A 10,893-nucleotide genomic window follows, 5' to 3' on the forward strand; every position below is an offset into this window, starting at 1 on the left:
CCGACAGTTGGAGAACCTCTTGCCGCCATGCTTCGATCGCTGCGCTAAAACTACCGCCAAACATCAATGTCGCGGATTTGCGCTGCCACTCGGTCTCTGCCGATAACAAATCAGCAAGACCCTCGGCTTCGTTTAGATCCAACCGGCCATTGGCATAAGCTCTGCGCGTAAATTCCCCTGCCTCTGCCGCGCGCACATCGGGAAACTGCGATATGGCTTTTTCGACAGCGCGAACGACGGCGCGTCCACCATGAATATGAAGCTCAGCAAGATCCTCGCCCGTGGCACTATCGGGACCTGGAAAGAGCAGGACAAGCGCTTGGTCGAGTGTCTCTCCACTGTCTGGCGCCCGTAATATAGCCAGCGATGGACGCCGCGGCTTTGGTGTCCGGCCCGCAAGCCCGTGCACCACATCAAACGCCGCAGGGCCGCTGATGCGGATAATCGCTATGGCAGCCGGCGGCGCACCGCTGGACAGTGCAAAAATAGTATCGGTGGCGGACATCAAAGCTCTATTTTTTGTCTTTGCTGCTCACGCCCGACATGGCGGCTTTTGCACCTGTTTCGATCAGTTGTTGAAACAGCTGCAATCCCATTTGCCCCATTGGCGCGATTTGCTTGCCAAGTTCCTGAAGCTGGTCGATGCCACCGGCGCCGTTCATCAGGTTCGTGACCTTTTCAACATAGGCCTCATTGGCCTTGGTCACATCGGGCAAACCCAAAAGCGCACGGGCCTCTTCTGGCGAACAATCGATCTCTATGTTCATCTTCATGGCCGGGACTCTCCTCTTGATGGTATGACATACTATAAAGACAACATCGAATCACGCAATTGCGGAGAATGTCCGCACAGGAGCAAGATATGGGCGACATGATAAAGATTCCGGCATTGAACGAAGATGCCTTGTTTCCGGCGTATCTCGCCGCTCCGGTTGGCGCAGCGAAAGCGGCTATCATCGTCATACCCGAAATTTTCGGCGTAAATGCGGGCATTCGCCAAAAATGCGATCATTTGGCTAATGACGGATATCTGGCGATTGCACCCGACATTTTCTGGCGTTTCGCGCCCGGCGTCGAACTTAATCCCGATGTGGAAGCACAGCTTCAAGAAGCGTTCGGTTATTTTGGCCAATATGATGCCGATGACGGTGTAAAAGACATTGAGGCTGCTATTCACGCGATACGGGGCGGCATTTCAGGCCATGCCCCCGTTCAAAATGTGGGCTGTGTCGGCTACTGCCTGGGTGGACGACTGGCCTATATGGCGGCGACACGCACCGATATCAGTGCATCGGTTGGCTATTATGGCGTCATGATTGATCAAATGCTTGGCGAAAACCATGCAATTGCCCATCCACTCATGCTGCATATCCCCACTGCCGACCATTTTGTGGGTCCAGAGGCGCAGGCGGCAATCCATGCTGGGCTGGACAATCACCCAAAGGTGACTTTGCACGATTATGAAGGGCTCGACCACGGCTTTGCCGCCGAGATGGGCAACCGCCGGAACGAAGCTGGCGCGGCACTTGCCGATTCCCGCACGGCAGCGTTTTTTGCAGAGCATCTAAATTGAGGGCTATCTGACGATCGTCAGATAGCCCTCAAAAATTAGCGGCTGATCAGCGCGATGACGTAGCTGCCAACGCCCAAATCGGGGTCGGTCCAACCTTCGTAAATCATCTTGAGCGCAACATAGACGATCACGGCCATGCCCAGCCATGCAATCCATTTATAGCGTTCAATATATTGGGCGATGATATTCGCTGCGATACCCATGAGCGCAACCGCAAAGATCAGACCAACAATCATGATGCCCGGATGATCCTTGGCAGCGCCTGCTACGGCCAGAACATTGTCGAGGCTCATCGATACATCGGCAACCGCAACTGCCCATGCCGCCGCAGCAAAGCTTTTGGCAGCCGGAATCCCGCTATTTTCGTCACCTAAAATTTCAGGAGAGCCCGGCGATTCCGTTGCTTCGCTGCGTTGCAGGTCGCGGTACATTTTCCACGCAACCCAGATCAGCAACAACCCGCCGACGAAGATGAGGCCGATAACACCCATCAACAAATTCACCATCAACGCAAACACCACACGCAAAACCAGCGCAGCGATAACCCCGATGAAAATGACCTTTTTGCGCTGTTCTGGAGGCAGACCGGCGGCCAGTGCGCCAACAACAATCGCATTGTCACCCGCAAGCACAAGGTCAAGCAAGATGACTGAACCCAAAGCGGTCCAAGCGCTCGTGGTGTTTAGATTGGAGAAATCATTGACGATATGACCCCAAATTTCGGCAGGGCCGCCAAATGACATCGCCGATGACGCGGTCGCAATCAAAAATTCAAACATCATGATGTCGCCTATTGCTTACTGATTCATGGAATCGAAGAAGTCTTCGTTGGTCTTCGAATCCTTCATCTTATCGAGCAGGAATTCCATCGCGTCGATGGTGCCCATTTGCATAAGGATACGGCGCAGGACCCACATTTTCTTGAGCTTGCCTTCCTCAACCAGCAATTCTTCCTTACGCGTGCCGGACTTGCCGACATCAAGCGCTGGGAAGATACGCTTATCCGCGACCTTGCGATCGAGCACGATTTCGGAGTTGCCGGTACCCTTGAATTCTTCGAAGATGACTTCATCCATGCGGCTGCCGGTATCGATCAGCGCGGTTGCGATGATGGACAAGGAACCACCTTCCTCGATATTTCGTGCCGCACCAAAGAAGCGCTTTGGACGTTGCAACGCGTTCGCATCGACACCGCCGGTCAACACCTTGCCCGATGATGGAACGACCGTGTTATAGGCACGGCCAAGGCGCGTGATCGAGTCGAGCAAGATGACAACATCATGCTTATGCTCCACCAGACGCTTTGCCTTTTCGATAACCATTTCAGCGACTTGCACGTGACGGGTCGCGGGTTCGTCGAAGGTGGAGGACACAACCTCTCCCTTCACCGAACGCTGCATATCGGTGACTTCTTCTGGACGTTCATCGATCAACAAAACGATCAAGAACACTTCAGGATGGTTTTCGGTAATGGCGCGGGCAATATTCTGCAGCAACACGGTTTTACCCGTACGCGGCGGCGCAACGATGAGCGCGCGCTGGCCCTTTCCTTGCGGGCTCACAATATCGATAACGCGTGCGGACTTGTCCTTCACCGTTGGATCAAGCGAGTCCAAAGTCAGTTTTGAATCTGGATATAGCGGTGTGAGGTTATCGAAGTTAACGCGATGACGGACGGCGTCCGGGTCATCAAAGTTGATCTTCATCACCTTGGTCAGCGCAAAATAACGCTCGCCATCTTTCGGCGCGCGGATTTCACCTTCAACGGTGTCACCGGTGCGTAGACCAAATTGGCGGACCATATTTGGCGATACGTAAATATCGTCTGGACCCGCAAGATAGTTCGCTTCTGGCGAGCGCAAGAAACCAAAGCTGTCGGGCAGAACCTCAATCGTACCCAGACCCATGATCTGCTCGCCATCTTCGGCCAGCTCTTTCAGAATAGCAAACATGAGATCCTGTTTGCGCAAAGTCGACGCGCCCTCGACACCAAGCTCTTCAGCCATCGATACGAGGTCAGCGGGGTTTTTGCTTTTCAGCTCTTTCAAATGCATAGGTAATTCCGTTGAATGGACCATTGGCCCCGATTGCAGGTGGACAATTGTCCGATTGAGAGCCGGTTTTTAAAAAGACAACCGACAAGATGTTGAAAGTTGGTGGCGCGGTTGTTGTTGCGTTCGCGCCTCACGCCCAGGACGGGCTTGGACGGACAAATAGGCTGCGATGCATCCGCCGTCAACTGTTCTGCACAATCGCGCGGCGTAATCGTCAGAATGGCTTGGCCACGACCAATATAACGATGATGGCAGCCGCAATGCCCGGCACTTCGTTCAACAGGCGTAATTGCTTGCCCATTAGCTTGCGTTCACCGCGTGCGAGCTTCTTTGCATAACCAACAATCCAACCATGATATCCGGACAGACCCAGCACGAAGAGCAATTTGGCATGGAACCAGCCTTCAGTCATCGCACCGATATTCCAAGCCAGAAATAATCCCACAACCCACATTATGATGATCGATGGATTGAGGATGATTTTAATGAGCTTGGACTCACGGTCCACCCATTTGGCAGCCTCTTCAGACCCTACTGCACTTTCCTGATGATAGACGAAAAAGCGCGGCAGCATAAACAGCCCCGCCATCCAGAAGATCACAAAAATGATATGGGCAGACTTTAACCAGATATACAGCACAGATAGCGTTTCCATCATGAAAACGGCCTTTATGGGTTAACCCTTGCGGACCAGTTTAAGAAGCATTTCGACATTTTCAATCGGCGTATCGGGCAAAATACCATGGCCGAGATTGAAGATATGGGGGCGATCGGCAAACGCCGATAGAATATTGTCAGCGGCCTCTTTCAAGACCTGACCGCCGGCAATCAGCGCGAGTGGATCAAGATTGCCCTGCACGGGGAGACCTTTGGGCAGCTCTCGATTTGCCCAATGTGGATCAACCGTTTCATCTAATCCCAATGCATCAACGCCCGTGCCCTCAGCATAAGCGGCAAGCTTACCGCCCGCGCCTTTGGGGAAACCAATGATGACAGCATTCGGATTGCGCGCTTTTAAACGACGCACGATTTCCGCATTTGGCGCGATGACCCATTTTTGGAACTGTGCTGGCGACAAAGACCCTGCCCAGCTGTCAAACAACTGAACCGCATCAACGCCGGCATCAATTTGATTGGCCAGATAATCGACCGTTGCTGAAATGATCGCTTCGATAAGATCACCAAAACGCTCCGGCTCTGCGTGGGCCATTCTGCGGGCCTCTGCTTGGTCTTTGCTACCCTGACCATGCACCATGTAAGTAGCGACCGTCCACGGGCTTCCAGCGAAGCCTAGGAAGGTTGTTTCCGCTGGCAATGCCGCCGATACTTTACGCACCGTGTCGATAACAGGATTGAGCCGTTCAGATGCTGGCACAAAGTCTTCAAGCCGTGATTCCGCCAAGCGCGGTGCAAGCCTTGGACCTTCGCCTGTTTCGAACCACAGATCCTGACCCATGGCGTGCGGAATGACGAGAATGTCTGAGAACAATATGGCGCCATCAAAACCAAAGCGCTTGATTGGCTGCAGCGTTATCTCCGTCGCGGCATCGCTGTCATAAGCAAGCGCCAGAAATCCGCCCTTTTCAGCACGAAGAGCCCGATATTCTGGAAGATAACGGCCTGCCTGTCGCATGAGCCAAATAGGCGGTACTGCCTCTTGGTTGCCCTTAAGGACGTTAAGCAGTTTTTTCGAGGCTTGCGCTGACATAAGCGGCAGAGATCCAATCAAAATATATATTTATATAAAGGATGATGAAAGATGATGTGCTGTTGATATCGCAGGCCTTAAAAGCTTTTGCGGATATTGCCAACATCTTGACGTCCAAGGGCAAACGCAATCCAACGGAGTCGCAAATTCCATCCCCATTATTCACAGGCTGTGGATAGGCAATTGCCCCTGTGGACAGGCTGTGCCCGAATCGAGAGGTTATTCGGCGATAGTGGGGAAGATAGGGTGGGTGAAAACTTGTCCCTTGATTTATCCCCAGCCTACCAACAAGACTGTGAGTCATGAGCCAACGTTTTCATCTTCATCTGCTTTCGGACTCCACAGGCGAGACGCTTGAAAACATTGCGAAGGCCGCATTGGCGCAGTTTGATGGCGCTGAAAATGTCGTAAAGCATTTTTGGCCGATGGTCCGTTCGGAAAGCCATCTCGACCGCATATTACGCGACGTTGCGACGAACCCAGGGCTTGTCCTGTTCACATTGGTCAATCGTGACACGCGGCGCAAGCTGGAAACACGATGTCGTGCGATGGGTTTGCCAGCGGTTGCAGCGCTTGATGCGGTGAGCGACGCCATGTCGAATATGCTTGGGCAAGAGGCAAAGGCGCGCCCCGGCCGACAGCACGCAATGGACGCGGCCTATTTTGCCCGCGTCGATGCTATCCAATTTACCATTGCCCATGACGACGGCATCAATGCGCAAAATTGGGAAGAGGCGGATATCGTCCTTGCCGGCGTGTCACGGACATCCAAAACCCCAACGAGCATTTATCTGGCCAACCGCGGATATAAGACCGCCAACATCCCCATCGTCCCTGAAGCACCGCCGCCACCAATATTGTTTCAGTTGAAACACCCCATGGTGATTGGCCTTGTAACCAGCGCTGAACGGTTGGTTCAGGTGCGGCGCAACCGATTGCTTTCTTTGAATCAGTCGCCCGACACCGATTATGTTGATGAGGAAAAGGTGAAGGCTGAAGTCGCGCATGCGCGGCGTATGTTTGCTGATAATGGTTGGCCGGTGCTGGATGTGACGCGGCGTTCGATTGAGGAAAGTGCTGCTGCGATTATCAATCTCTTCAATGAACGCGAACTGGCCGAGGCTGCAAAAACATGACCCTCATCCTCGCGTCACAAAGCGCCGGGCGGATAGCAATGTTGCGCGCTGCGGGTGTTGATGTTGAACCGTGCCCTGCGCTGGTTGATGAAGACAGCATCAAAACGGCGCTTATGCAATCGGGGGCAAAGCCGCGCGATATTGCGGACGCACTTGCCGAAGCCAAGGCGCTCAAAATATCACGCAAACAACCGACGGCGATGGTGCTTGGCTGTGACCAAATATTGCTGAGTGCCGACGGAAAACTCTTTGATAAGCCTGAAGATAAAGACGAGGCACGCGCACATCTGGCGGCATTGTCGGGCGCTTCGCACAGACTGATCAGTGCTGCGGTCATATGCGAACAAGGCAAGCCTGTCTGGCGGATTGTCGACAGCGCGCAGATGACGATGCGCACGCTCAGCGCCGCATTTATTGACCAATATGTCGATACATATTGGGATGAAATACGGCATTGTGTGGGCTGCTATCGTATTGAAGCCGAAGGCGCGCAGCTATTTGCCAGCGTAAGCGGCAGCCAATTCACGATAATTGGCATGCCCTTGCTTCCCATTCTTGACTATCTGCGGGTGAGAGGTCTTTTGCCGACATGACTATATATGCCGAAGTTATCGGGCACCCGATTTCACATTCTAAATCACCGCTGATTCACGGCCATTGGCTGCGGCTTTTGGGCATATCGGGGGAATATCGGGCGCATGAGGTGTTGCCTGAAAATCTGGAGCAATATTTTGCGACCCGCGCCGCCGATGCCAATTGGCGCGGATGCAACATCACCATACCCCACAAGATTGCGGCGCTGGATTTTGTAAATGACCCAGGGGACGTCCGTGCGTCTATTGGGGCCATCAACACCGTGTTTCGCAATGAATCGGGCGCTTTGGTTGCAACCAACACCGACGCAGGTGGCTTTTATGGCCCAATTGCAGATGTGCCGATTGTTGGCGAAACCGCAATTGTCATTGGTGCCGGCGGCGCTGCACGTGCGGTGCTTTTCGCTTTGGCGCAGGCGGACGTCGGTGAAGTTGTTCTGGTCGCACGCAATGCGTTGAAGGCTGCTGCCTTACTGGCCCATTTTGGCCTGAAGGGCAAAGTGATTGGATTTGACGCACGTTTGCCCGATGCTGCCTTGCTCGTGAACGCAAGCCCGCTGGGCATGGTCGGGCAAGAGGCACTTGATATCGACCTGTCGCCTTTGCCCGAACATGCGTTGGTCTATGATCTGGTATATGCGCCCATTGAAACGCCGTTGCTAAAGGCTGCACGCGCCCGTGATTTGGAAACGGTCGACGGGCTTGAAATGCTTGTGGGTCAGGCCGCCATTGCCTTTGAATTGTTCTTCGGTGTTGCCCCACCAGAAGAAAGCGAAGATGAACTGCGCGCGTTGCTGTTGAAATGAATAAGCCACTTATCATCGGTCTCACAGGCTCCATCGGCATGGGCAAATCGGCTGTGGCGGCGATGTTCGCTGATGAGGGCGTTCCTGTTTTTGACGCCGATGCTGCTGTGCACGATATGCAAAGGGCAGGCGGCGAACTTGTCGCAGAGATTGAGGCTGCTTTTCCCGGAACAACCAATGCAGATGGTGTCGACCGCAAGGCGTTGGGCGCTGCGGTTTTTGGCAATCGCGATCAGCTCGCGAAACTTGAATTGCTTATTCACCCTGCAGTCGCCGAGCGCCGTAAAGCGTTTCTCGCGGGCCACAAAGACGCTGACATGGTTGTGTTCGATATACCCTTATTGTTTGAAAAGGGCGGACAAGCCGGCGTCGATGTGACGGTGGTGGTATCTGCGCCCGCGTCCGATCAACGCGCGCGTGTGCTGGCGCGCCCCGGCATGGTTCCCGAAAAATTCGAACAGATATTAAAGCTGCAAATGCCGGATGCCGACAAGCGCGCGCGCGCTGATTATGTCATTGATACTGGACAGGATATTGCAGCGACGCGCGAAGATGTGCGTGCACTTGTCAAAAAGCTGCGCGAGGGTCTTGCATAAGGCTGCAAAGAGGCTCACATCTCATCATAGAATGCGTGAAATTATATTCGATACCGAAACGACTGGATTTGACCCCGCAACCGGGGATCGCATGGTCGAAATCGGCTGCATTGAAATGATCGGCCGGGTCATGACCGGCAATCACTATCACGCATATTTCAATCCACTCCGTCCAATGCCCGCTGCCGCTGAGCAAGTGCACGGGCTTTCCGACCGCTTTTTGTCGGATAAGCCCGTTTTTGCGGAAAAAGCGGACGAATTGCTCGCGTTTCTGGGTGACAGCCCATTGGTCGCGCATAATGCCAGTTTCGACTTCGGCTTTTTAAACCATGAACTGCAATATTGCGGACGCGCCCCCGTTTCGATGGACCGCATGGTGGATACCGTCGCGCTGGCCCGTGTGAAAAACCCTGGCGCCAAGCTGTCGCTGGATGCGTTGTGTTCGCGTTACGGCATCGACCGCAGCCACCGTGTCAAACATGGCGCTTTGTTGGACGCGGAACTTCTTGCGCAATTATATATTGAACTCACCGGTGGCCGTCAGATTGGTCTTGGCCTCGCCGATAATGGCATTTCGGAGAAAGGCTTCGATCAAACCGACGATAGCAGCGTTCAGACAACGAAAATTTTCCGGCCCGCGCGCGCTCATAGTGCTTCGACAGAAGAACTGGCGCGACATTCGGATTTTGTAGCGAAGATTAAAGACGCGCTTTGGCTTCAGACGGGGTCATCGCTTTAACAAAGGAGACAGGCATTGGATATCAGGGTTTCAGGACATCAGGTCGACACCGGTGAAGCGCTCCAGACCCATGTGGAAACACGGCTTGGATCCATTGCTGAAAAATATTTCTCAAAAGCCTTATCTGCGCATGCGACATTTGGACGCGCGCCGCATGATGGCTTCACCAGCGACATTGTGATGCATGTGATGCAGGGCCTTGTCCTGAAAGGCAGGGGTGAGGCCCAGGACGCGCATGTCGCTTTTGACCGCGCTGCCGAGCGTATTGAAAAGCAATTGCGTCGTTATATGCGCCGTCTGCAGGATCGCCATGTCCAGACGGCCTATGCGGTGGCGCAGGAAGAAGCGGCCTATACGGTCTTTGACGGCAGTGACGACGATCTAGAGACAGCGGTGCCCGATGCACCAGTAATCGTCGCCGAAATGCGGACTGATATCCCTGAATCCACAGTGTCGGATGCTGTTATGTTGATGGATTTGCGCAATACGCCTGCATTGTTATTCAAAAACACTGGAACTGGACGACATAATATGGTTTACCGCCGCGAAGACGGCACGATCGGTTGGGTTGAACCAAAATCCACGCCATAAATACCGGTCACATTCGTTTAGTTTTCTTTACCAATTCAAATATTTAGGGATTGTGCTGCTAGGTGAAGCAGGCGCATTTGAAAGAAATATGATAAGACTTTCTACAAGGCTCGTTGAAGGGGCCGTTGCTGCTAACATGGTATGTTCGGGCAAATCCGACCTGCTTGCGCGCCTATCGGTGATTGCAGCCGAAAATTATTTTCTCGATTCCCATGCGGTGCTCGAAGGCATGGTGGAGCGTGAGCGACTTGGCCCGACGGGCTTTGGTGGCGGTACCGCGATTCCCCATTGCAAGGTGTCGGGCATTGATATGCCTGTTGCCGTATTTGCGCGGCTTTCAAAGCCCGTGCCCTATGATGCGGTCGACGATGAACCCGTAGACCTTGTCTGCGGGCTGATATCGCCTGCGCAAGACGGAGCGTCGCATTTACGCGCATTGGCCGAAGTCTCCCGCCTGTTTCGTGACGAGAAATTCCGTGCCCAGTTGCGTGGCGCAGCCGACTCTGCGGCCATGTTCGCCGTTCTGACCCTTTCTGAAGAGCGCGACGCTGCTTGATTGAACCGCGGCTTGCAACGGATGTGCAGATTTCTGCCATGCGGCGATTGGCAGAGGCTGACGGCGGTTTTGCGACAGTTTTAAAAAAGGGCGACGCCACATCAGGTGCCATCCTGCTCATTGGGCAGATCCGCGGCGCAGAGCCGCGTTTGTATGACCGATATCCGTCATTGGACGGCAAAACCGCCTGGAAAAGCGTTGATTTGGCGGAAACAGGTGATGCTGCCATCCAAAATTATTGGCAAAAACGCTGCGCCCGCGACCCAGATTTGTGGGTTTTTGAACTGGATGTCGCATCCGCTGCACGGTTGGACGGACTATTGGCTGCGTTTAATTGACTTTGTTGCGGCGCATCATAAATGCGCGGTCATCGAGTAGCGAAGGTTGTCATACGGTATCGCAATTGGGGTGACCAGACAAACACGCGAGTCGGACGCAACAAAAGACGAATAAAAACATATATATAGCATTTCGTCCGCTGTTGTTGCCGCTTTATTGTACGTTTAATGTTGAAATTTTTTCGGGCTGCTTCTGTTGCGGC

General features: G+C 53.5%; 14 protein-coding genes and 1 pseudogene. 9 read left to right on the forward strand and 6 right to left on the reverse strand.

The features are described from left to right. Both ACILQA_RS07300 and ACILQA_RS07305 read right to left on the reverse strand, forming a co-directional pair. Positions 1-505 (reverse strand): annotated as a pseudogene (locus ACILQA_RS07300) (tRNA uridine-5-carboxymethylaminomethyl(34) synthesis GTPase MnmE); the annotation flags it as partial. A 7-nt stretch (positions 506-512) separates the two neighbouring features. After that, the gene (locus ACILQA_RS07305) at positions 513-773 is read right to left on the reverse strand and encodes a DUF6489 family protein (protein WP_306064574.1); all 261 of its coding nucleotides are present in this window, start codon (positions 771-773) and stop codon (positions 513-515) included. An 89-nt stretch (positions 774-862) separates the two neighbouring features. On the opposite strand from ACILQA_RS07305, the gene ACILQA_RS07310 reads away from it, so the two are divergent. Beyond that, positions 863-1,573 (forward strand): dienelactone hydrolase family protein, encoded by a 711-nt coding sequence (locus ACILQA_RS07310; protein WP_395629099.1) that lies wholly within the window; start codon positions 863-865, stop codon positions 1,571-1,573. A 35-nt stretch (positions 1,574-1,608) separates the two neighbouring features. Here the strand turns inward: ACILQA_RS07310 and ACILQA_RS07315 are convergent, their stop codons facing one another. The 4 genes from ACILQA_RS07315 to hemE form a co-directional block, all read right to left on the reverse strand. Next, entirely contained in the window at positions 1,609-2,352 is a 744-nt protein-coding gene (locus ACILQA_RS07315; RefSeq protein WP_395629107.1) for a YjbE family putative metal transport protein, read from the reverse strand. Between the two features lie 18 nt (positions 2,353-2,370). Further along, positions 2,371-3,627 carry a transcription termination factor Rho gene (gene rho / locus ACILQA_RS07320; protein ID WP_183942086.1) on the reverse strand — a complete coding sequence of 419 codons (1,257 nt, stop codon included), beginning with the start codon at positions 3,625-3,627 and terminating at the stop codon, positions 2,371-2,373. Between the two features lie 214 nt (positions 3,628-3,841). Beyond that, positions 3,842-4,282, reverse strand: a complete 441-nt coding sequence (locus ACILQA_RS07325) for a CopD family protein (protein WP_395629108.1) — start codon at positions 4,280-4,282, stop codon at positions 3,842-3,844. Between the two features lie 21 nt (positions 4,283-4,303). Beyond that, positions 4,304-5,335, reverse strand: a complete 1,032-nt coding sequence (gene hemE, locus ACILQA_RS07330; RefSeq protein ID WP_395629100.1) for a uroporphyrinogen decarboxylase — start codon at positions 5,333-5,335, stop codon at positions 4,304-4,306. 302 nt (positions 5,336-5,637) lie between these two features. Between hemE and ACILQA_RS07335 the strand changes: the two genes are divergently transcribed. The 8 genes from ACILQA_RS07335 (at position 5,638) to ACILQA_RS07370 (ending at position 10,690) form a co-directional block, all read left to right on the forward strand. After that, positions 5,638-6,471 carry a pyruvate, water dikinase regulatory protein gene (locus ACILQA_RS07335; protein ID WP_324479796.1) on the forward strand — a complete coding sequence of 278 codons (834 nt, stop codon included), beginning with the start codon at positions 5,638-5,640 and terminating at the stop codon, positions 6,469-6,471. Continuing rightward, on the forward strand, positions 6,468-7,064 hold the full coding sequence (locus ACILQA_RS07340; protein ID WP_395629101.1) for a Maf family protein: 597 nt from the start codon (positions 6,468-6,470) through the stop codon (positions 7,062-7,064). The genes ACILQA_RS07335 and ACILQA_RS07340 overlap by 4 nt, the downstream gene beginning before the upstream one ends. Further along, on the forward strand, positions 7,061-7,870 hold the full coding sequence (aroE, locus tag ACILQA_RS07345) for a shikimate dehydrogenase (RefSeq protein ID WP_395629102.1): 810 nt from the start codon (positions 7,061-7,063) through the stop codon (positions 7,868-7,870). The genes ACILQA_RS07340 and aroE overlap by 4 nt, the downstream gene beginning before the upstream one ends. Beyond that, the gene (gene coaE, locus ACILQA_RS07350; RefSeq protein ID WP_395629103.1) at positions 7,867-8,466 is read left to right on the forward strand and encodes a dephospho-CoA kinase; all 600 of its coding nucleotides are present in this window, start codon (positions 7,867-7,869) and stop codon (positions 8,464-8,466) included. Before aroE ends, coaE begins: the two co-directional genes overlap by 4 nt. A gap of 31 nt (positions 8,467-8,497) precedes the next feature. Continuing rightward, positions 8,498-9,205 carry a DNA polymerase III subunit epsilon gene (gene dnaQ / locus ACILQA_RS07355; RefSeq protein ID WP_395629104.1) on the forward strand — a complete coding sequence of 236 codons (708 nt, stop codon included), beginning with the start codon at positions 8,498-8,500 and terminating at the stop codon, positions 9,203-9,205. 15 nt (positions 9,206-9,220) lie between these two features. After that, positions 9,221-9,796 carry a ribosome hibernation-promoting factor, HPF/YfiA family gene (gene hpf, locus ACILQA_RS07360; RefSeq protein ID WP_395629105.1) on the forward strand — a complete coding sequence of 192 codons (576 nt, stop codon included), beginning with the start codon at positions 9,221-9,223 and terminating at the stop codon, positions 9,794-9,796. Between the two features lie 88 nt (positions 9,797-9,884). Continuing rightward, entirely contained in the window at positions 9,885-10,352 is a 468-nt protein-coding gene (locus ACILQA_RS07365; RefSeq protein ID WP_306064562.1) for a PTS sugar transporter subunit IIA, read from the forward strand. A gap of 23 nt (positions 10,353-10,375) precedes the next feature. Continuing rightward, complete coding sequence (locus ACILQA_RS07370; protein WP_395629106.1) at positions 10,376-10,690, forward strand: DUF1491 family protein; 315 nt, start codon at positions 10,376-10,378, stop codon at positions 10,688-10,690. Positions 10,691-10,893 lie beyond the last annotated feature (203 nt).

The sequence above is a fragment of the Sphingorhabdus sp. genome, assembly GCF_044239005.1.
GTDB lineage: Bacteria > Pseudomonadota > Alphaproteobacteria > Sphingomonadales > Sphingomonadaceae > Sphingorhabdus_B.